Consider the following 21,764-nt stretch of genomic DNA (forward strand, 5'->3'; position numbering starts at 1 on the left):
CCCCCTTCTCATGACGTCAGCAACACGAATCGTTCGATGACCACCAACACGAACCCGCCCAGCAGCGGAACGACCGCGAGCGTCATCGGCCGCAACCTGTACCGCTGTGCGGGCGACAGGAACAGCCGCCGTACCTCCTGGGTGACGAGAAGCGCCACCAGCATCACCAGCAGTGCCACCCCGAGCGGTGTCCAAGGGGTGCGCCAGATCTGCACACCCGTCTCCAAGGGGGCGAACCTGTTGGGTTCGGCGCCGGCGGGCCAGGCGAGCGAGTACACCGTGGCATCCGAATTCTGGTACACCACATGCATATCGGGAACAGATGCGAGGGCATGGCGAAACTGCTCACCCCAGCCGGCGGGATAGCCCTGGCCGAAGACCACCATGTCTTCTTGGCTGCGCGTGGTGACCAGGTAGGACCCCGGCCCCTGCTCCCTCAGCTTCTCCACCACTCCCGACACCTCGGCGGGGTCGGCAGGGGCCATGGTGTTTCGCCATCTGACCCGCTCCGCATCGCGGTAGCCCAGTGGCATGAACGGTGTGGAGCCGAGATCCGGGACTGCCGTCACGTACACCACCGTCACGTTCCCCTGGCTGTTCTCGTAGAGGGCCTGCACCGCGCTCACCGACCCGGACGGCATCCGCTCGAAGGCTTCGTTGCCGTAGCGGCTCACCAGGAACGCGCCCAGCACCACCAGCGCGCAGAGACAGGCAGCACACTGCGCCAGAAACGACGGCCGCGCCTGCGAGCTGGGGAAGAATGCAAGCGCAACAAGAACGCTCAGCGGTGCGAGGGCGAAAAGGTATACCCGCAAGGCGATCTCGCCACCGTAACTCTGCATGAACGCGAGCCCCACCGGCCCGGCTGTAAGCACCAGGAGCACCCGGTCCTCGAACCCCCGCCGCCGTCTCCGCAACAGTCCCCAGGCCGCCACCAGGAACACCAACACCGTGGTGACCATCCGGACCTGCACCACGAACTGGTGCCCGGGGTCACCCAGCGCCGCACGATCGGCGACACTGGACGTCACCGTGCCGCTGACGTCGCCGACACCACCCATGACCTCGCCGAGATTGGCTCCCCAGTAAGCCTGGGTCATATAGCTGATCCAGGCCAACAGCAGAACGACGAGCAGCGCTGGGAGCCCCTTCAGTTCGCATCGGCGTGCGATGACCAACCCCGCGACACCGATGATCATGGCAAACGGGGTGAGTTGGTGGCTGATGGTCGTGGTGATGAACACCCCCACCAGCACAGCGAAGACGACCGTCTTCTCCGCAGCTCCGGCAGCACCCGGCGGTAGTTCACCGGGGACGGTGCCTCGCCAGAACCACTGCCAGATACGTCGCATCCAGCGTGGCCGCAGTCGGGAGTCCGGCGCCGTCGCGACCGGCGGGCGGAACCAGGCCATCAGGAATCCCAGGAACAACAGATACAGCAGAAGTGTCCAGCCCTGCGGGGAGAAGTAGTCCTGTCCAACCCAGTTCAGTAGACAGAACAGCAAGGCAGCTAACCATTTTGCCTGCCAGGAGATCCGCAGTGAACTCATCAGCAGCCCGAGCGCGGCCAGGTACAGGAGATTGTTGAACACCGGTACCAGCAGCAGTACCGGACTGAACGACGCGGGGTCACCCGAACCCGCCCAGAGCGTCGCCAGAGCGAAGAAGCCCGGCCAGGACCACCTGGTGTCCAGTCCGGGCGCAGTGGTGCCCGTGCGATCGATGAACTCCATGAAGCCCAGGTGCACCCAGGTGATGGGGAACCGCGGTTCGGATTCGAGCAGAGCCGTGATGCCGTGCACCATGAACACCATCAACACCAGGTGAGTGGCGAGAATCGAGAAGCGCTGGCGGGGAAGCGACAAAGCTCCGAAGAACGAGACCACGAGTAACCCGAGGCCGGCCAGGGTGGCAGCCGGGAGGACAGAGATCAGGCCGTAGCCGTTCATCGCATCCATGTCGACGCGGTGCAACTCACCCAGGTACAGCCCTGTGGCCACGGCCACCAGAAGCCACAGCAGGACAACAAGAAAGACTTCGCCGACACCGGATTTGTCGGCCGGCGTGGAGGCGGGGGCCTGTTCCGGCAGTTCGATGATGTCATGCTGCATCTGCTGGGTCATTGCGCACGACCACCCACCTGGTCGACAGGCCGCTCGTCCAGCATCGGCAGTGGTTCGGCAGGCGGGTCACCGAACCAACCCAGCAGCCTGCCCAGACCCGGCAGAACCATCACAAGGGTGATCAACTGTCCGAGAAGGAAAGCGACACCAACTGCGGTGAGACGCCCGTCGCCGTAGGACATGAAAAGTGAACCGTGGCTGAGGAACTGATGCACCAGGCCTAGGACAGTCACACCCCGCACAAACTGCACCGCGACGATCTGCAAGCGCAAGGCACGGGCTCGGAGGGTGCCGAGGTAGATCTCGACCACCGCGGCCGGAAGGCTCGCGAACGCCACCAGCTGGAGCAGCGGCGCTGCATCGAGATAACCCTTGCCCACCAGTCCCAACGCATAGGGGGCAGCCAGTCCGATGGTGACTGCGGCGAAGAGCAGCAGAATCAACGCGCGGCGCAGAGCGGAACGGCAGTTGTCCGCCAGCGTGCTCTCGTCGTAGACCCCCTCGACCGCCATCGAGGTCGCGAGATTGGCCGCGACGAGGTTCATCGAGGTCGCGATGGACCAAGCGAAGAAGAAGTACGCATAAGAGTGCGGATCTACCCTGGTGGCCACCACCACAGGCACCACGAAGATCGTCGTCATCAGAAACAGCGATCCCAGGTAGTCAGCCGCGAAGAAGCCACCTATCTGACCGCGGTCCAGTTCAGCCGCGTCGTCAGCCGCGGCTGCCATGTGCCGAGGCAGCAACCGCAAGAAGATCAGCAGGTTGGCCGGAAATATCACGATGATCATCGGCACGATCCACGAGAAGAACACCCCGGCGTGGGGAACCGTATCGGCCAACATCACGAGCAGCACGATCTTCCCGGTGGCGAACAAACCGTTGAAAAGCGGCACCCACACCGCCGAGCGCAACCCGGTCATCACGCTGTCCTGCACCGTGATGACGCTGGCGCCGATGGCGGCCACAACGAACCAGACCTTGTATTCCGGCTCGCGCAGCAGGTCGAATGCAGGCCCACCGACCCAGTGCAGGAGTACCACCAGGGCCAAGGCCAACAACCCGACCATCAACGACGTCAGCGCATAGATCCACGCAACGACAACACGGGTCCTGCGGCCGGCCTTGGGGATGAACCGGTTGAGCGTGCCAGCGGCGTTGACCGACACCATCCCGGTCAACAACATCAAGGACGAAATCGCCGCCGAATTCCGGCCCACGTCCGCGTCGGTGTAGTTGCGCGCAGCCAACACCCAGTACAGCAGCCCCAGGCCCCCGGACAGAACGGTGTTCAGTACCAACGCGTAGCCATTGCGGACGAACAGGCGGCCGCTAGCCATCTCGTAGCACCCGACCGCCGGCCCGACGGGCCAGCCGCAGTGACGCCATCGCGGCAGTCAGAGCACGATCCGTTCGAAATGGCCGCTCGGATCCACCGACGGCCGCAGCGAACGCGGCAAGGCTGGTGTTCCGTCGGATGGTCAGCCTCGGCACTCTGAACCGGTCGCTGGACGGATTCGAGCACCGGTTGCCGACCACGGCAGCGTACTCGTATCCGGTGGTCGCGGCAGCCGCCCGGACACGCGGTGTCGAGTAGCCGAAAGGGTACGACATGGTTGTGACCGGAGTCTCCAGGTGAGCCTCCAACAACACCCTGCTGGTCCAGAGTTCGTGTTGCAGAGCAACATCCGAGAGCTGGTCCAACTGCGGATGACTGTGACTGTGCGCCCCGACTTCCAGCCCCGACTCGGCCAGGGCACGCAGTTGCTTCCAATCCAGCGTGCGGTCCAGGGGAATCCCGGCCGCGCACGGCCCGTTACCGGCCACCCATCCCGTGGTGACGAACAACGTCGCCGGAAATCCGTGCCGCCGCAGTATCGGCCATGCCTCACGGCCGAAGTCGGCGTATCCGTCGTCGAAGGTGAGAACCACCGGCCGGGTGGGCAACGGCGTTCCGTGCCGGAACGACTCCGCGACTTCTCCGAAGGTCAACCCCGTGTACCCGTGCTCCAGTAGGTACACGAGCTGCTCGGCCAGCATCCGCGGCGAAACCGAAAGCCGTCGAGTCGCTGCCGACGGAGCGTCGGCAATGGCGTGGTACATCAGGATGGGTACGGTGTCGCTCATCGTCGGACCACAGCCCCCGGGAGCACGCCGCCGCGGACATAACCCGCCGCAGCCGAGAAGAATCCGACCGAGATCGCTCCTGATCGCTCGATCCCGGCCCGGTCCCCGTGCAGCGCTTCAGCGACGCCCTTGACGACTCCGCGGGTGAGTGTGCGCGCGGTGTAGGAACGCTCGGCCGCGAGCCCGTCGGTGACGCCGACGCTGCGGGTGACGGCCGCCTTGGACAGGCCCTCCGCGTAGCAGCGGGACCTGAAGTAGGAGAAGCGCTCCCGCTCGGCGGGAACATGATGCCAGATCACCGCCAGAGGCTCGAACATGAACCGCCAGTGCGGCCTGTGCTGGCGGACTCTGATACAGAACTCGGTCTCCTCACAGCCCAGGGGACGCCGCTGAGCCGACGTCCTACCGATGTGACTTGGGAACCCACCGGCGACAGAGAACACCTCCCTGCGAAACGATGCGTTGCCGCCCAGTAGATTCCGGACCTCGCCGGGTTCGCGTCCGACGAAGGTGCAGCCGAGAACCCAGTCGAACTCCTCGGGGAACCAACGCGGCCGTCCGGTCTCCCACAACGGCAGCGTGGTTCCTCCCACCCCGGCGATGTCACTGTCTGTGTAGGCATCTCGAAAGCGCGCAAGCCAGTTGCGGTGTGCAACCGCGTCGTCGTCGAGAAACGCGATCACGTCGCTGTGTGTGATCGCCACCCCGGTGTCCTTCCCGCCGGAAAGCCCCTTCTGATTCATGTTCTCGACGACGGTGATATCCGGGAGCGCCTCGTGTAATGCGCGGTAGAGATCCCGGTTGTGGTCGACCACCAGCACAATCTCGTCTGCGGCCAACGACTGCTCCCGCACCGACGCCACCGCGGCCAGCACCTGGTCCCAACGGTTCTGCGTGTACGCACAGATCACCACCGCGAAACTCGGGTCGCGTCGTAGCGGTTCCCTTGTCATGCTTCTCCCCCTCTGAGCACAGAACTCCCCGATGTGACCGGCGGTATCAGCCACAGCAGTGCAGCGATGAAGCCGATGACAACCACGGCCGCCTCCGGCGACCAGTGGTTGACCGAGAGCATCGTCTGCGCCACCACGGCATTGATGGAAATGGCACCCGCGGCCGATACCAGGACCATCGGCGCACTGTCGGCCCGCGGCAGCAGCCCGCTGATGGCGATCGCCGGTATCACGACGATGAACGCAACCGCGGCCAGATGCCCGAGCCCCGAGATCGATTCGCCCGCTATCACGAATCCACTGGCTGCCGTCGCCACGGCCGCGACACAACGACTGAGCCGAGGTGCCATCGAAGTCCCCTCACACACCCAGGGCCGCAGGGCGGTCCGAGTCGACGACCTCGCGAAGCCAGCCGACGGTTCGTTCGATGCCGTCGACCAAGTCCACTGTGGGGGTCCAACCCAACTCCCGGAAAGCCTTTCGTGAGTCCAGTGCGCTGTCGTGAACCTCACCGGTCCGCCCGGGCGCATAGAACGGCGGAGGAGCGCCGTCGAACATCAACGAGATCAACCTGTGCAGGTCCGCGACGGCGGTCTGCCGGCCGGTGCCTATGTTGAAAATCCCGGTGACCTCGAGGGGTGCTTCGGCTGCGGCGGTGAAAGCCCTCACCACATCATCGACGAAAACGTAATCCCTTGTCGCGCTGCCGTCCCCGAACACCGTACCGCTGCCTCCCGCAGCGAGCGCACTGGCGAACGCCGCGATCACGCCGGCTTCGCCCAACACGCTCTGACGCGGGCCGTAGACGTTGGACAACGCCAGACAGATGGGGGCGATGCCGAACATACTCGCGTACGCCTGGAGGTACAGCTCCCCCGCGATCTTGCTGACCGCGTACGGCGATTCCGGAGCAACGGGGCACTGCTCGTCCGCCGGCAGTTGCTCCGGCGCACCGTAACGGGAACCACCCGAGGCGGCGTAGACAATTCGACGCACACCCGCAGCTCGAGCGGACTCGCAGAGGTTGATGGTGCCCATGACATTGTTGCGGGCATCGAACATCGGCTCGGCGACCGAGCGGCGCACGTCGATGTGCGCCGCCAGGTGAAAGATGACCTCGGGATTGTTTCCCAGCACGATGTCCTTGATTTCCGGCGCCTGGACATCAAGTCGATGGAACACGAACCGTCCCGGTGTCGACCTGTTCACCCGGATGGCGTGGTCGAGATTGGCCATGTTGCCGGTGCTGAGATTGTCGATACCGACCACGTGGTGACCCTTGAGGAGCAACCGGTCCACCAGGGTCGAGCCGATGAATCCCGCTGCGCCGGTGACGATTGTGCGACTCATGATGAGATCTCCTCGCGGCCTCGGAGTGTTTCCGTCTCGAGAGTGGGGTCCGGCGTGGTGATCTCCACCAGCGTTGGTGTCGGGCGCGATCGGATCGGCTCCGGGCGGGCACCAGGCCTTCGGCGCCGGCCGCCGATGACGGTGGACAGCACCCGCCACCCGTCACGGACGGCATGGAGATTGGATTTCCCCGCCCGTCTGGGCATCTCGAGGCTCGGAACTTCGGCGATGCGCAGGCCGGCCTGCATGGCACGGACGGTCATCTCCGCCTCGATCTCGAATCCCGTGGCCGTCAGCTCCAGATGATGCAGATACCGCCGGTGGAAGGCGCAGAAGCCGTAACAGAGATCGGTCAGCTCGCCGCCGTACAGCATGTTGAAGACGTCGAGCAGGAACCGATTGCCGAGCCGGCGGAATCTGGTGATGTCCAAAGACCCTCCGCCGCAGATGAAACGAGAGCCCTTCACGAAGTCGTAGCCGTTGGCCAGGAAATGCAGGTAGTGCCGGATCTCCTGCGGCGACATACTGCCGTCGGCGTCCATCATCACGATGACGTCCCCGGTGGCCGCCATGAACCCCGTACGCAGGGCGCTGCCCTTGCCCAACCCTTGCTGGGGTACTACCACGAGATCCGACCGGTAACTCAACGCCGTCGTCACGGTGGCGTCCGTGGAGTCACCGTCGACGAGAATGATCTCGTGAACATCGTCGACGATCTGTTCGAGAACCCAAGCGATGTTGCGCGCCTCGTTGCGCACCGGGATCACCAGGCTCACTGTCAGCTTCGGGTCTCTGGACGACCGGGCAATTGTGACCATGTGTGGACTCCAATCAGAGGGAACTACGAGGGCGAAGTGGCTGAAAGTCAGTCCACAGTCACCGATTTGGCAAGGTTGCGTGGCTTGTCCACGTCCCAGCCCAACGACAGCCCAATTGTTCGGGCGAGTATCTGCATGGGCACCACACTCTCCAGTGGTCCCCACGGCCCAACCGGACCCTGCAGTACGGGGACAGTGTTGCCCGCCGCTCCGATCCGGACCACCCGTCCGCCGCGGGCGGCAACTTCGGCAACATTGGTGTTCAATCTGGGATCGAGATCGTCCACCACCACCACCGGGGTTCCGCTGTCGATCAGCGCCAGCGGCCCGTGTTTCAGTTCCCCCGCGGGGTAGTGGTCGGCCCAGCGGTAGGTGAGCTCCTTCAACTTCAGCGCACCCTCCGCCGCGTACGGCACACCGGTGCCTCTGCCAATGAAGATGAATCCGCCTGCAGTGCCGAGTTCCTCGGCAATGGACGGGATGATGCATTTGGACACTGCGCCGGCCTCTGCCAATCGTTCGGGAATGCGGCTCAGCTCGTCGATCAGTGCACTGGCCTCCACAGCGGTGACTCGGCCGCTTGCGACGAGCGCTGACAACATCAGACTCGTCCCCGCCATCACCTGACACACGAAGGTTTTGGTTGCCGCAACACCGATCTCCGGGCCAGCGAAGCATTCGAGGAAAGCGTCGGCGCGCCGCGCCAACGTCGAGTGCGCATTGTTGGTGAGCGCGATGACGGCACTGTCAGAGCGCCGGTCCGCAAGCGCATTGAGGACATCGGCGGTCTCACCGGACTGGCTGATGGCCAGACACAGAGTGTTCGGCTCGACGATGCTGTCGGCGGCCTCGCTGGCCGCTTCAACCGTCACCGGCACTCGTCCGACCCGACGCAGGAAGTTGGCGAGTACATGTCCGGCATTCAGTGACGTACCGCAGCCGATGATCTGCATCCGCTCGAAATCACCGAGGTTCAGGTCTTTCCACAGAGATCCGTCTGTGACTGCCCCACCGACTTCGGCGAGAACCCGAGCAGCGGCAGCCGGCTGCTCATCCACTTCCTTGGCCATGTAGTCGATGTAGCCGTCGAGCCCCGTCTGGTGGCTACGCCACCCACAGGACATCAACCGTGGCGCGTGATTACCGAGGTCACCGGTGAGCTCGATGATCTCACCGTCGTCGAGCGCCCGGAATTCATCAACCCAGTCGGCGATGGCCGCGATATCGCTACTTGCGAACACACCGTGTTCGGTCTCGGCGATCAGCAGGGGCGACCGTTGCGCCGCCACCACGATGCTGCCGGTCCCCTGGTCCATCGCAGCAAGCGCCCACGAGCCAACCAGCGGTGTCAGTGCCATCTGTACTGCATCCCGCAGGTCACCTGTGATGGCGAGTTGATCCTCGATCAGGTGGCACAGGATCTCACTGTCGACCTCGGAGCTGAAGTCGTGCCCGGTGAGCGCCAGGGCGTGTCGCAACCGTTCACAATCGGCGATGATTCCGTTGTGGACCAGGCTGATCCGACCGCTGCAGTCGCAGTGCGGATGGGTGTTCTGTTCACTGACCGCCCCGTGCGTGGCCCAGCGGGTGTGCCCGATTCCGGCGTGCCCGGACACCGGGCCACCCCACTCTTGCACGGCGTGGTCGAGTGCGGCGACGCGGCCGACGGCGCGTAACCGGGTCACGTCACCGGTCACAGAGCGTACGGCCAGGCCCGCAGAGTCATAACCGCGGTACTCGAGACGGCGAAGTCCGGCCAACAGATAGTCGACGGCAGGTCCGTGTGTCCGACAAGCGATGATTCCACACATCAAACGTCTCCCAACGGACAGGTTTATTCGGAAGGTAAAGGGGGAAGACACCTTTGACGCCCCCGACCTTGGCTCCGCCCCGAGTTAACCAGCGAAACACACTCTCACTATCGGGCTCCGCAACCTTCGCGTACATGGATCAAGGGAGCCCATTTTCGGTAGCTCCCGGTCTAGTTCGTGCGGCCCGACCCGGCCTCGAACCGGATGGTGCGCGACAGAGCGGCAGCTTCGGCGCGAGTGCTGACTCCCAGCTTGGTCAGGAGATTGTGCACGTGGTTCTTCACGGTGTGTACGGCGATGTCGAGATCGTCGGCGATGTCGCGGTTCGACCGACCCATCTCGATCATCCGCAGGATCTGAATCTCTCGCGCGGTGAGGACTAGTTCTCTTTCGCTTGTCTTCGATTGCGCGGCAAGAGAAGAGAGCCTCCTGAGCAACATCGCAGACACCACGGGCGGGCAGGACGAAATGCCGGCAGCTACATCGTGTATCAACACAATGAGATCTCCCAACGAGTCCGACCTCATGTGATACCCGGCGACACCGGCCTCGGCGCACGCCAGAATGTCGGACTCATCCGCCTCCGAGGCCCCGATCGCGATCACGCGCAGCTCGGGGTTGATGTCCATCGCCGCCTTCAACAGCAGCGCACTGCCCGCGACTTCATGTTGACCAACACCACCCGTAGCGCAGAGTCATTGAGAGCTGAGACCAAAGAAGGCAGATCCCAGGCGGTACTCGGTGGCGGAAATCCGTTGACAGTCAGAACTGCAACCAGGTTGTCTCGAAACAGGGTGCAGTCGTCTACGACAAGAATCTTCTCTTCGAGGGCAGGGCCCTGGTCAGCGACTTCTTGCCACGGGACAAAGGTGCTGTCGCCGGCAGAGACCAGCTTGCGTTCACCGTCGTGGCTCGTTCGCCGATTCACTTCCCGCACTGCGGGGGTAGTCCGGACCGCAGGTCCGGAGTTGAACTGTCTTCCATCCATCGCCTCCGGCCTCGTGTCAACAGGCGGTGCCGACGAACGGCACCGTCGCCCAATCACTCGTTCGTAGAGTCATTCCCCTGCGATGCGCCCCCGCCATCATTGCTGCCGGTATCCGGCGAATCATTGTCGGAACCAACGTCATTCGAGGACTGTTGCTCGCCGGACGGGTTGCCGTCCGACTCTTCGGAACCGGAGTCACCATCGGTGTTGTCCTCCTGCGGTTCCGGTTCCGACGTCGCAGTCGGCTCGCTGTCGTCGTCAGGTTCCGGCGCCACGGTGGGTGAGGGTTCCGGTGTGGTCCGCGGCGCTGGCGGCTTGTCAGTAACGATGCTGTCAACTGTGGGAGCGGCAGACTCGGGAGCAGGTTGCTGGGTCGAAGGTGCCGCAGACGTGGGTTCGGGCTGCGGCTTGGGTGGCTCCGTCGAAGGTGACACCGTGGGCTCGGGGGCGGGCTTGTTGGGTACAGCCTGAATCGGCGCCGACGGCGACTCCGCCGGAGGAGGCGCCACCTCCATGACTCCGACGGCTGCGCTGGCGTCAGCCGGTGAGCCGACCACAGTCTCCAGCGATCGAAGTACCGACGGCAAGAGGTTCGTGACCAGTTCAGCCAGGGCGGGCCCCGAAACTCCGGGCAGTGTCCGCAGGATGTTCTCCAGCAGCACAACGAGTTCCAGGAAGGCATCGGTGGACGACACCGCAGCCTGGCCGCCGCCCCGCCGCCTCCGAAGACCAGTTGGGGGCTTCGTGCGCTTTCCTGAATGGACCGCATGAGCTCGAGTGAGCGGACCAGCTCCGGCGAGCCGTAGGACTTTGCAAGCTCGAGTAGTTCCGTTTGAAGCTCGAAGGTGGCACTACTGGACACGACGTTGGCCAGACCGGATGTCATGAGCAAAGTGATGTCTGCCCGCCGAGGTCGCGCGTAGACCGACGGTGCCAATGCGGTGAAGTCTTCAGCCTCCTGCTGGGATGACGGTATTCCGATCAGACCCGGCACATCCGCCGGATACAGTGACGCACCCACGCCGAGGGCGGCGGCGAGCAACGTCGCCACCGTCGCCTTACCGCTGCCGGCTCGCCTGTGCAGGCCGCGGGAGGGCAAGTGGGTATGCATCTATCCACTATGACCCCGGTTGCGCCAGTGCGTAAATGAACCTTTTGACCCAATTTTGGGTGGCTCCTCTGGACAGCCGGCCACGTGTCCGTACGGCACACTTGACTCGAAACATGCTCTTTCACAACCGATCTGGTACCACGATTCAACGCACGGTGTGAGCCAATGCCGCCGCCTGGCCGCGGGTGTTGACACCGAGCTTGGCCAACAGGCTGTGGACGTGATTCTTGACAGTGTGCACCGCGATGCAGAGCTGCTCTGCGATGTCTCGGTTGGACAGCCCATGTTCCAGTAACTCGAGAATCTCGATCTCCCGGGCCGTCAACATCAGATCGTCCGGTACCAGGGGACGCTGCGCGGCCAGGCTGGACAACCTGCGCAGTAGCACCGCCGAAACCCGGGGCGAACATACCGACTCACCGGCAACCAGTCGCGCGATCAACGCCAAGAGGTCCTCGATCGACTCGTTTCTGGTGTGGTATCCCGCCGCGCCAGCTTCGGCGCAGGCGACTATTCCCTGGTCGTCCTCTTCCGATACCCCGACGACGATCACTCTGATGTACGGCGCTATCTCCAGCGCCGCGCGTAAGAGAATGACGCTGTCCAGGGTGGCGACGTTCAGCAGGATCACGTTCAACGGTCCCTCGCGGATGGCGTCGGTCATGGACAGCAGATCCCATGCCACTCTGACGTCGGCTGCTCCGTTGGTCGCAATCAGCGCGGCGAGGTTGTCGCGGTGCAGCGTGCAGTCGTCGACCACCAGCACCCTGATGTCGTGAAGCGGATCAGGTGGTGAGCAGTCCTGGGCACAGGACTGCCCTGCGCCGGGTGCGACAGGCGTTGGAGCCCACTCGACCACACAGTGTTCGGCCGACACGGTAGTCGACCCCGGTGCGTTCATCGCCTTTGCCAGTCAACGCACGTTGAGCTGAACTCGACCTCCACAACAGCCTCCCGGTACTCAATCCCTCTTGCAGTGGCCGTCCTGCATTCTCATTCTGAGCACATCCCTTGCTCTCTGTCATCGCTACGGACAAGAAAAGGCACACAATCGTAAATTTGCCAGTCTCTCACCTTCTTCGTCGGTCGCCGAAGATCAATCGCGGGCCAGTAGCCCGATCGTCGTTATGCGGCCTTGAGGCGGGCACCGTGAACTGGATTTATCAACTATGTGATCCAGCCTGCGAAAAGACGCCGTCTCACCGTTGCGGCGCATGCACGCAGATTCATTTGTTTGCTAAAAACAAGCATCGGGTAACCCGGCAATCGGTGCGACGGTGTGCTGACAAACGCTGCCGCCTGCATAATTGACGGACCCAGATGTAGCGCCGCCGCATTCCTGAGATTTGCCTGAGACGAGCTACGCAGTTTGCCCCTCGCACATCCGGTTCCCGCCGTCGGGTCTGTGCCGGTAGCCTTCCCGTCTATGCGGCCTGACCTCCTCTTCGACGTCAGGCACATCGATCAGAGCGGCATCGGCACATACATCGGGGTCCAGATCCCGTCCCTTGAAGAGGTCCTGGGCCGGCACGGCCGGAAGTTGGCCGTCTTGGCCGACCGCGACAATGTTCCCGCGGTGTCGACAGACACCGAGGTCGTGTTCTCCGAACCTTCTGACGCCCCGATGTTCTCTCTGGGCGAGCAGCGCGCTTGGGATCACGCCGTCAGCACCGTGCGGCCCAGATCGTTCTGGACCCCACATTTCCCTCACCCGTTCACCTTGCTGCGTCCACGGCACCGCAAAATTCTCGGCTTCGCCACGGTGCATGACGACAACTACCTGCTTCCGGAACACATCAGCGGGATGAGCCGGGCTCGCCGCCTGTACGCGCGCACCATGCTCGAAGCCGACGCACGTCGGTCGCACACGATCTTCACTCCGTCGCAGGCCTCGGCGGACGCGCTGGCGAAGTACGTCGCGTCCACACAATTCGTCGTCACCCCGATTCCGGTCAGCGACAGCTGGCTCGCCCCGGCGGACCCGGCCCTGTCGCCGGTGCCGGGCCCCTATATGCTCTACCTCGGAAACGTCAAACGGCACAAGAACGTCCTGTCCCTGCTGCAGGCATACTCCCAAGTGCAGCAATCGATTCCACACCGGTTGATGATCGCCGGCAGCGGCGCGTCGGTGCGGACACTCGACAGCCGGGTGCAAGAGCAGGCCACCGCATTGGGCGACCGGGTGCAGATAGTCAGCCGGCTGGACTTCGGTGCGCTGCACGCCCTGGTTGCCGGGGCGGACCTGCTGGTGATGCCGTCGTTCAACGAGGGCGCAGGACTGCCGCCACTGGAAGCCATGGCTTCGGGTACCGCCGTGTTGTGCTCGAGCATCCCGTCACTGCGCGAAACCTGCGGCGAGGGTGCCGAGTACTTCGATCCGCATGACGTGGGCGAGCTGGCGCGCCTGTTGAGGGAGTTCTGCACCGACGACCGGGCCAGAGGAGACCTTGCGGCACGAGGTGCGACGCACGTCCGGACCCGTCAGCAACGCATCAACGTCACCGCGGCTGCCGACACCATCGTCGCCGCACTCGCCAGCGAAGACTCGACGAACGTGTGACGAGCTGTCGCCGTTGACCGAATACGGTTTGCCGAGAAGCCCGCGCAGCTGATGGCAATCAGCACAAAAGAGCCCGCACAATGCCATGATCGCCCACTGCCGCGACCGCCACCTTTTTGCTGAGATAGCAGCACCGTGCCGCGACCACGGAGGGCATTAGCAACGCCAAATGTGTTCAGCTGCGCTATACTTCGCCAGGACCGCACATACGAAAGAGAGCGACTGGGGCCATCGAATGCGATTCGCCTTTCTCACCGAGCTCTACTACCCGAACCTCGGCGGCCAAGAGGTGTTCTTTCAAGAGCTCGCCGAGGCGATGGTGCGCCGCGGTCATTCGGTGGACGTCTTCTGCATCGGCCATGACACCAGCCTGCCCGTCGCCGAGACCATCAACGGCGTGCGGCTGCAACGCAATCCGCTGAGCAACACCTACCTGACACCGCGAGTGCCCGCGCTTCGGCGCAACTGGGGTGCGGTGGCGAAGTACAGCAGCTGGATTCGCCGCCAGGTGACTGCGGGAAGATACGATTTCCACCTGCTCAACCAGTGGCCACTTCTGCATGTTCCTGCCATGCCGCGGAACCTACGGGCGCGCACCGCAATCCACTGGTGCGAAATCCGCGAAGATCCGATTCTGACCCAGGCGCAGAAACGTCTTCCGCTGCTCGTCGGTTCCAACTTCGCCGTCAGTAATGCCGTGGCCATGGCTATCACCGAACAGTCCGGGCGCGACTGCGGCGTGCTGCCCAGTGGTATCGAGCTCAGCCGCTACCGGATGGCCGATCCAGCCGAGCGCTCCGGCGCGCTGTACGTGGGACGCGTGGCACCGCACAAGAACCTGCAGCTGCTCATCGACGCCTTCACGCTGGCGGCCGAACGCGGTTTCACCGGCGATCTGGTGATCGCCGGTGACGGCCCCTCCAGAGCCGATGTCCAGGATTACGCAAAACGGTCTCCACTCGCCTCCCGCATCCAGGTGTTGGGGTCGGTCAGCGAGGAACAGAAGATCGACCTGCTGTCGCGAGCCGCGGTCCTCGGCATGTCGAGCCAGCGCGAAGGCTTCCCCGGGTAATCGCCGAGGCCATGGCCAGCGGGCTGCCGGTGGTCACGGCCGACTTCCCGGAGAACGGCGCGAAAGATGTTGTCGCACAGTACGGAGCCGGAGTGGTGTGTGCCACCGACCCCGGTGCTTTCGCCGACGCCCTACTGGCCACCCGATCCCAGTGGGACGTCTTCTCCCAGGCCGGGCAGGACGGCGCCAAGGCGCTCGACTGGTCAGGTATCGCCCGCGAGCTGGAGATCCGAGCACACGAAGTCAACGGAGGGCAATGACATGTCGGAAGCAGAGAACGTCCGCAAGAGGATCATGGTCACGGGAGGCGCGGGCTTCGTCGGGCGAGAGTTGGTGCGCGCGCTCAGTCCGCAGGCCGACGTGCTGGTGGCAGACCTGCTGCGCTACGGAGCGCCCGACTGGCTGACACTCGAGGCCTCCGACTTTCGGTTCCACCGCGTCGATATCCGCGATGCGGCCGCCACCCGCTCGCTCATCGAGTACTTCAAGCCCGATGTGATCGTCCACCTGGCGGCCATCCACTACATCCCCGAATGCGACTCGGATCCGTCGAATGCCGTGTCCACCAACGTTACCGGCACCATAAACCTGCTGGCGTCCTGCCCGCCGGGGGTGCGGTTCGTGTTCGCCAGCAGCGGTGCTGTGTACAAGCCCGACGAGCAGCCTCACCAGGAATACGAGAGCGAGCTCCAGCCAGCCGACATCTACGGCTTCACCAAGCTGCAGGGTGAGCAGTACGTCCGGATCTTCGCCGAGGAGCGTGGCATTCCGGCGGCCATCGTTCGCCTCTTCAACGTCATCGGCCCCGGGGAGACCAACCCTCATCTGCTGCCGGCAATCGTCGCCCAGCTGCGCGAGGGTCCCGAGTCCATAGCCCTGGGCAACACCTGGCCCAAGCGTGACTACATCGACGTGCTGGATGCCGCGGCCGGTTTTGCCGCGGCGGCGTTGGGCACCAATCGCGACGGTGTGGCCTGTGAGGTGGTCAACCTCGGTAGCGGACAACAATATTCGGTGGACGAGATCCTCAAGCGCATGCGTGCGGTACTGGGCATCGAGTTCAGCGTGCGGCAAGATCCCGCCCGTGCCCGCGCCGTCGACCGGCCCTACCTGGGCAGCGACATCACCCGGATCGGTGAGATCTTCGGCTGGCGGCCGGTACACCAACTGGACGAGACCCTCAAGCGCACCTGGGCCGACCCGGAGTTCCTGCCGACACTGCACGGCCGCTTGACGTGACCGGCTCCCCCAGCTTCGGGGTCGGCATCACGACAGTCGGACGATGGGACGAACTGGGCTCCCTGCTCGACGATCTGGCCGCGCAGTCTCAGCCGCCGCACGTTGTCGTGATCGCCCATCACGGTGCCGACGACGATCCCGGCCTCCAGGAGCTGCTGCACCGGTTCGCCGCCGCGCTCACCCTCCGGACCGCGATCAGTCCGCGCGGAGTATCAAACGGTCGTAACACCGCCGCCGAGGCCCTGGGAGACGACGTCGACTGGGCCTGGTTCCCCAACGACACCAGCCGCGTCGATCCAGACTTCTTCGAGCGTCTGGTCCCGTACTGCACCCCGGAACGCACCGTGGTCGCAGTACAGCTCGCGGATCGCGAGGGGCCGCGAAATCCGTTGCCGCCGGCCGGTTCCCCACTGACCAAACGAACAGCCTGGGGAGCCATGGAGCCCGCGACGCTGTACCGTCGCGCCGATTACCTGAAGGTAGGTGGCTACGATCCGATGCGGGGTTCGGGTTCCGACAGCCCCTGGCAGTCGGGCGAGGGGCCCGACCTGCTGCTGCGGCTCGCCGAACTCGACGGCTTCGCGATCGAGTGGGTGGGCGACATCGTGGTCAAGGCCCAGACGGAGTTCGCGCATCTGCCACCACAGGAGCGGCGCCGCAAACTGCGCAACTACGGCAGGGGCGCGGGAAATGTGCTGCGCACCTGGCGATATCCACTCTGGTACCGGTTTGCCCACCTGCTGGCCGCTCTGCTGATGCCGCTGCGTAATCCCGACAAGTTCACCGTGCGGGATGCTTGGGCACTCTTCATCGGCCGCACCGAAGGACTGCTGGGAAGACCGTTCTCCGGGGGCGACCATCGTGCGGTACTGCGGTGAGACGCGATTGAACATCCGCCGACGAGTGCTGCGGATGACGCTGGTGGTTCTGATCGGACTGTCCACGGTGTCGTGTCAATCATCTGGTCCAGAATCCGAGATCGGCATGACTGTGCATGTCCGCGACGCGGACAGCACCACCGTCGCTCGCAAGTTCGACCTCATGGCGGCGATGGACGTGACCTGGGTGCGGATGGACATCGACTGGTCCGTGGTCGAACGCAAGCAAGGCCGACTCGACTGGTCCTACCCCGACATGGTGGTGGACGCGGCCGGCGCCAGAGAAATGAAGATGCTTCTGGTGTTGGCATTCACCCCTGAGTGGGCACGTTCGGGGTCTGTGGACGACGCCACGATCGCCCATCATCTGCGGCCACAACAGCTCTCGGACTGGGCCGATTTCGCGCGGGCCGCCGCCCAGCGGTACGCGTCGCGCGGTGTGCACAGCTGGGAGATCTGGAACGAACCCAACACCACCAAGTTCTGGCCGCCACAGCCTGACGTCAACGAGTACGGCACGGTGTTCTGGGTGGCTGCCGACGCGATACAGGGAGTGGACCCGCAAGCCACCATCCTCATCGGAGGCCTCGGCCCACAGTTCGAGGTACCCGGCCGCGAGATCGCACCCGGGGATTACCTCGAGCAGCTCTACGCCAACGGTGCGGCACGCCGTGCCGATGCAATCGCTGTGCACCCGTACAGTTTTCCCGAACTCCCCATGCAAACTCCGCAGCGGATGAGCGGCGGGTTCGCCGATCTACCCGCACTGCGCGCCGTGATGGACAGCCACGGCGACGGTGCAAAGAAGATCTGGATCACCGAGTACGGCGCCCCTACCGGTAGCGGACCGCATTCGGTGTCCGAGCAGGTACAGGCCGAGACACTGATGCAGGCCCGCCAGCAGATGCAGCGCTGGGACTGGGCGGGCCCCCTCATCTACTACGAACTGGCCGACGGGGGAACCGATCCGACCGACACCGAACAGAACTTCGGTGTGTTACGTGAGGACCTGTCGCCCAAACCCGCGGCGGTGGCATTGATGGACGCAGCTACATGAGGCGCGACAGCACCGGCCTGACGCGGCCCGGGGCCTTGTCGATGATCCTGTTCCGCAGTCCCGGGTCGATGACGCGCATCACCGACAGCACCCGGAGTGCCACCAGATAGGTCAGTACCGCGGCGGGGATGGCGACCAACAGCGACGCCGCACCACCGAGTTCACGGCAGATGCCGTATGCCACCGCACCTTGGGTCACTGCGGCGACGGCGATCAGGCCGAGGGCCTTGTACGGCGGATAGATCTTCAGTTTGCTTGTCACATACCAGGTTTCGATCATGACCACGAACACCTGGACCACTGCGCGCGACCATGCCGCGCCGATCAGTCCGAACTGCGGCACCAGTAGGAAGCCCAACACGATGGTGCCTACCAGACCGAGCCCGTTGGACATCAGCAGGAAACCCGTCTTGCCGATGCTCTGCAACAGGTAGAAGGTGGTGACGCCGAGGCTGCTGACCGCGGCGGCAACCAGGAGCACCGACGCCACCGGAACCGAGTCGGTGAAGTCGGCACCGAACAACAGCGGCACCAGCGCAGGTGCCACGGCGGCCAGGCCGAGGCACAGCGGCACGATCAGCATCGCGATCAGGGCCGTCATTGTCCGGTACAACCGGCGCATATCGTCCTGGGCGCCCAGACCGTGCTGTTCACTGAACCGCGGCAACAACGCCGAAAGCAGCATCGGAGGCAGCTGCACCGCCATCTCGGCCACGGTGACAGCCGCGGCGAACATTCCCACAGCACCGATGCCGGTGTAGTGCTCGAGGAACAGGATCTCGGTGCGCCCGAACACCAGCCCGCCGAGCACTCCGGTGGCCCAACTGGCAGCGGCAAAGCGCACGACATTGCCCCGCAGCGCATCCCCGACAAACGGTCTGAATCGCAGCAGCCGGTGAATGCGGGAGGCCGGCAGTAGGTTGCCCGCGATGAATCCGGCCAGCGCGCCGGGTATCCCGAACAGCCAGGCACCCACCGCGATCACCCCGAGCTTGAGCAGTGCCGAGATCGCCGATAGCCGCGCCAGTTCCCCGAAGCGCTGTTCACCGCGTAGGTAGAACTGGTACACCTCGGCCATCCGCCAGAACAGGAACCACACCAGCGCCAACGCGATGATCACCGTCTGCGTGGTCTGCGACGGTCCGGCCAGGGCATCACGTCCAGGCCAGTGAAGATAGGCGAACAAGATCACGGCGCCCACGATGGTGGCCCACAACGACAGCCGGGTCACACAACCGGTCAGCCCGTCCGCTTCGTCGTCGCGGCCCTCAGCACGCAGGTTCGGGATGAAGCGCTGTTGCACGACACCGATTCCCAGACTCGCGATGATCGAGGCGATCGTCACGCAGAACACCACGTAGGCGAAGACACCCAGGTTGTCGGGACCCAGCAGCCGAGCAGTGATCGCGTTGCCGATGAAGCCCGCGAGCGCCACCATCGCCCCGGAGGAGAAGCCAAGGAGCGTGTTGCGCGCGAACGAAGGCGACATCAGCGTTTTGCGACGGCTTTCAGCCGCCCCCGGCCCAGCCGTAACAACGATTTCGCGGCGCTGGCCCACGCGAGCGCCCCCGGTCTGCCGAACCGCGCCCCCGTCACGATGGCGCCTGCGACACCACGAAATGATCCGGCTCCCAACGCCGAGCCCACCGCGGAGGTCAGCATGTAGTCCCCACGGACCCGCGGTGATTCGCCGGCGAGTTCGCGGATCCCCCAGGCGATCAACTCCTTGCTGTGATCGGTACCCGAGCGCGACAGGGACGCCGTGCCCCACATGATGTCGACCAGCGGTTCGCCGACCTGGATGATGGGCAGGTCGGGGAAAGCGCGGCGAACCTCCATGAGCCATTTCGGATCGTCGTGAATGGATCCGGCCGCCACCGACATGGGCACCGCCGTCACCAGCGTCCGGGGAAAGACCAGCGTGGAGGTCTGAACCATGTTGAACCCCTGAGACTGACGCAGTTCGAAAAGATATGCCGCTATCCCCTCGTTGCGTGTGATCGGGGTACGCGGTCCGACGATGGGTTCCCGGCCGTCGATGTGCACCCGGAATCGGGACGCGACCACCCAGTGGTCCCCCGCAGGCGCAGCCGCCAGCTGGATCGCGAGTTTGTCCTGCCGCCATACGTCGTCGTCGTCGAGGAGCGCGACGACGTCACCGGTGGCGGACTCGATCCCCAGGTGTTTGGCCAGGCTGGGGCCCACCCGTCCCGGCGTCTTGACCACCCTCACCGCGGTCGAGTCAGGTAGGTCCGGTTCGCAGTCCGCGTCGAGAACCACGATCACCTCGAGCGGCGGGACCGTCTGTTGCAGGGCGGATTCCACCGCTGCGCGCAGACTGGCCCGCCCGATGGTGGGGATGACGACGCTGACCGTGGGCGTGGCGGTCGTCGGTTCGGAGATCACAGCAATCCTTCCCTGGCCTCGTCGCCACCTCTGTTGAGGACCAGCACAGCGAAAATCAGCCCGCTGATCGGAAAGAGCTGCAGGTTGGGCAGCAATGCCCACACGGCCTCCGTGGTGGCTGCGACGAAGAACGCCGTCAGGAATCCGAAACAGGCGATCTGCTGGCTGGTCACCTTCAGCGCACGGGTGGCAAGGACTGCCCCCAGTAGCAACGGAACCAGCGTGGCCAGACCCAGGAGGCCGGATTTCACCAGGGTGTCGACCACCATGTTGTGCCCGGTTCCCACGTACGCCCACTTGGCGATGTTCGCGTACTCCTGGGCATCGTTGAGGAACCAGTTGACTCCCATCCCGACCACCGGGGACTGCTGCCAGATCTTCAGGCTCTCCGCCCAGACATGAGCTCGCTCGGTGAACGCGGCAGGGTCCCAGGCCACGAACGGGAACACGAACATCGCTGCGGCACTTGCGCCCACCAGAACTGTGCCTGCGAGGCGGACCGAAACCGCGGAGCGCAGCCAGCAGAACAGCCACCACATCACCACCAGCATCGCGGCGATCAGCGCCGTCCTGGACGCTGCGGCCAGCATGGTCACGAACAGGATTGCTGCGGTGAGCAACCGTAGGCGGCGCTCGGTGATCAACGGCGTCAGCGAAAACGCCACGGCGCAGTACATCCCGAGGACATTCGCGTGCCCGAACGGGCCGGCCAACTCCCAGCCCAGGATGATGGCCTTTTCGGAGACGACGTTGTACATCGCGTACTCGGGTATCAGCACCCCGACAATCAGCGAGTAGACCGAGAGCACCGCGACCGTGTACGGCACCCATCGCAGCCCGGAGACCGGAGCGCCGATGTTCCACAGCGCCAGCACAAAGATATTGGCCAGCAGGATCTTCGGATAATCGGCGGTCGGCGGCAACTCCGGGCTGATGACGTAGGGCATGTTCACCGCGAGCAGAGCGATGAGAACACCGCTGATGTCACGATTGGGGTGGCCGCGCATGGCGACCACGACGGTGGTCAACACCAGCAGCAGTGCCGAGCCGCCCAGGCTGGCCAGTTGTGCCATGGGGAGATCGGCCGAGGTGGTGGCCTCACCCGGTGGGAGGATCGGCTGGTGCTCGACGGTCAGATACGTGATCAGGTCCGGGGTCACCACCAGCGCGATCGATCCGATGACCAACGCCGCGAACGCGCGGTCCAGCAGCCGGAAATCAGTTGCTGTCGAGTGGATTACGCGAGGCGGCGCCGGTACGAAGGCCATTGG

The 21,764-nt window shown here is 64.4% G+C and carries 18 protein-coding genes and 2 pseudogenes; 6 read left to right on the forward strand and 14 right to left on the reverse strand.

The window, feature by feature from the left end; translation table 11 throughout:
* Positions 1 to 8: 8 nt before the first annotated feature.
* The 11 genes from BVC93_RS08990 to BVC93_RS09040 all read right to left on the reverse strand — a co-directional run bounded on the left by BVC93_RS08990 (position 9) and on the right by BVC93_RS09040 (position 12,158).
* Positions 9 to 2,123 (reverse strand): hypothetical protein, encoded by a 2,115-nt coding sequence (locus BVC93_RS08990; protein WP_083736859.1) that lies wholly within the window; start codon positions 2,121 to 2,123, stop codon positions 9 to 11.
* On the reverse strand, positions 2,120 to 3,463 hold the full coding sequence (locus tag BVC93_RS08995) for a hypothetical protein (RefSeq protein ID WP_083736860.1): 1,344 nt from the start codon (positions 3,461 to 3,463) through the stop codon (positions 2,120 to 2,122). Before BVC93_RS08995 ends, BVC93_RS08990 begins: the two co-directional genes overlap by 4 nt.
* Positions 3,456 to 4,250 carry a polysaccharide deacetylase family protein gene (locus BVC93_RS09000; RefSeq protein WP_083736861.1) on the reverse strand — a complete coding sequence of 265 codons (795 nt, stop codon included), beginning with the start codon at positions 4,248 to 4,250 and terminating at the stop codon, positions 3,456 to 3,458. The genes BVC93_RS08995 and BVC93_RS09000 overlap by 8 nt, the downstream gene beginning before the upstream one ends.
* Complete coding sequence (locus tag BVC93_RS09005) at positions 4,247 to 5,203, reverse strand: glycosyltransferase family 2 protein (RefSeq protein ID WP_083736862.1); 957 nt, start codon at positions 5,201 to 5,203, stop codon at positions 4,247 to 4,249. The genes BVC93_RS09000 and BVC93_RS09005 overlap by 4 nt, the downstream gene beginning before the upstream one ends.
* Positions 5,200 to 5,553, reverse strand: a complete 354-nt coding sequence (locus BVC93_RS09010) for a hypothetical protein (RefSeq protein WP_157516829.1) — start codon at positions 5,551 to 5,553, stop codon at positions 5,200 to 5,202. Before BVC93_RS09010 ends, BVC93_RS09005 begins: the two co-directional genes overlap by 4 nt.
* Before the next feature lie 10 nt (positions 5,554 to 5,563).
* The gene (locus BVC93_RS09015) at positions 5,564 to 6,553 is read right to left on the reverse strand and encodes an NAD-dependent epimerase/dehydratase family protein (protein ID WP_083736864.1); all 990 of its coding nucleotides are present in this window, start codon (positions 6,551 to 6,553) and stop codon (positions 5,564 to 5,566) included.
* The gene (locus BVC93_RS09020; RefSeq protein ID WP_083736865.1) at positions 6,550 to 7,371 is read right to left on the reverse strand and encodes a glycosyltransferase family 2 protein; all 822 of its coding nucleotides are present in this window, start codon (positions 7,369 to 7,371) and stop codon (positions 6,550 to 6,552) included. The genes BVC93_RS09015 and BVC93_RS09020 overlap by 4 nt, the downstream gene beginning before the upstream one ends.
* Before the next feature lie 47 nt (positions 7,372 to 7,418).
* Positions 7,419 to 9,182, reverse strand: coding sequence for a glutamine--fructose-6-phosphate transaminase (isomerizing) (gene glmS / locus BVC93_RS09025; protein WP_083736866.1), 1,764 nt, complete (start codon positions 9,180 to 9,182; stop codon positions 7,419 to 7,421).
* Positions 9,183 to 9,352: 170 nt separating this feature from the next.
* Positions 9,353 to 9,811: a response regulator transcription factor gene (locus BVC93_RS33905; protein WP_236950302.1), complete on the reverse strand. Its 459-nt coding sequence runs from the start codon at positions 9,809 to 9,811 to the stop codon at positions 9,353 to 9,355.
* Positions 9,812 to 10,223: 412 nt separating this feature from the next.
* Complete coding sequence (locus tag BVC93_RS09035; RefSeq protein ID WP_083736867.1) at positions 10,224 to 10,865, reverse strand: hypothetical protein; 642 nt, start codon at positions 10,863 to 10,865, stop codon at positions 10,224 to 10,226.
* A 561-nt stretch (positions 10,866 to 11,426) separates the two neighbouring features.
* Positions 11,427 to 12,158, reverse strand: a complete 732-nt coding sequence (locus BVC93_RS09040) for a LuxR C-terminal-related transcriptional regulator (protein WP_236950303.1) — start codon at positions 12,156 to 12,158, stop codon at positions 11,427 to 11,429.
* A gap of 549 nt (positions 12,159 to 12,707) precedes the next feature.
* Here BVC93_RS09040 and BVC93_RS09045 point away from each other — a divergent pair.
* The 6 genes and pseudogenes from BVC93_RS09045 (at position 12,708) to BVC93_RS09065 (ending at position 18,087) form a co-directional block, all read left to right on the forward strand.
* Positions 12,708 to 13,841 carry a glycosyltransferase family 4 protein gene (locus BVC93_RS09045; RefSeq protein WP_083736869.1) on the forward strand — a complete coding sequence of 378 codons (1,134 nt, stop codon included), beginning with the start codon at positions 12,708 to 12,710 and terminating at the stop codon, positions 13,839 to 13,841.
* Between the two features lie 316 nt (positions 13,842 to 14,157).
* Positions 14,158 to 14,550 (forward strand): annotated as a pseudogene (locus BVC93_RS34725) (glycosyltransferase family 4 protein); the annotation flags it as partial.
* Between the two features lie 66 nt (positions 14,551 to 14,616).
* A pseudogene (locus tag BVC93_RS34730) lies at positions 14,617 to 15,173 on the forward strand (glycosyltransferase).
* 1 nt (position 15,174) lies between these two features.
* On the forward strand, positions 15,175 to 16,152 hold the full coding sequence (locus BVC93_RS09055) for an NAD-dependent epimerase/dehydratase family protein (protein WP_083736870.1): 978 nt from the start codon (positions 15,175 to 15,177) through the stop codon (positions 16,150 to 16,152).
* A complete protein-coding gene (locus BVC93_RS09060; RefSeq protein ID WP_083736871.1) occupies positions 16,149 to 17,030 on the forward strand; it encodes a glycosyltransferase family 2 protein in 882 nt (293 codons plus the stop codon). Before BVC93_RS09055 ends, BVC93_RS09060 begins: the two co-directional genes overlap by 4 nt.
* 34 nt (positions 17,031 to 17,064) lie before the next feature.
* Positions 17,065 to 18,087: a GH39 family glycosyl hydrolase gene (locus BVC93_RS09065; protein WP_083740922.1), complete on the forward strand. Its 1,023-nt coding sequence runs from the start codon at positions 17,065 to 17,067 to the stop codon at positions 18,085 to 18,087.
* Here BVC93_RS09065 and BVC93_RS09070 read toward each other — a convergent pair.
* From BVC93_RS09070 to BVC93_RS09080, 3 genes are read right to left on the reverse strand one after another with little or no spacing between them, the layout of a single operon-like run.
* On the reverse strand, positions 18,080 to 19,576 hold the full coding sequence (locus BVC93_RS09070) for a flippase (protein ID WP_192860237.1): 1,497 nt from the start codon (positions 19,574 to 19,576) through the stop codon (positions 18,080 to 18,082). The two genes, BVC93_RS09065 and BVC93_RS09070, sit on opposite strands and share 8 nt — an antisense overlap.
* Positions 19,576 to 20,493 carry a glycosyltransferase family 2 protein gene (locus BVC93_RS09075; RefSeq protein WP_192860238.1) on the reverse strand — a complete coding sequence of 306 codons (918 nt, stop codon included), beginning with the start codon at positions 20,491 to 20,493 and terminating at the stop codon, positions 19,576 to 19,578. The genes BVC93_RS09070 and BVC93_RS09075 overlap by 1 nt, the downstream gene beginning before the upstream one ends.
* On the reverse strand, positions 20,490 to 21,761 hold the full coding sequence (locus tag BVC93_RS09080; protein ID WP_083736874.1) for an O-antigen ligase family protein: 1,272 nt from the start codon (positions 21,759 to 21,761) through the stop codon (positions 20,490 to 20,492). The genes BVC93_RS09075 and BVC93_RS09080 overlap by 4 nt, the downstream gene beginning before the upstream one ends.
* Positions 21,762 to 21,764 lie beyond the last annotated feature (3 nt).

This window comes from Mycobacterium sp. MS1601, assembly GCF_001984215.1.
Taxonomy (GTDB): Bacteria; Actinomycetota; Actinomycetes; order Mycobacteriales; family Mycobacteriaceae; genus Mycobacterium.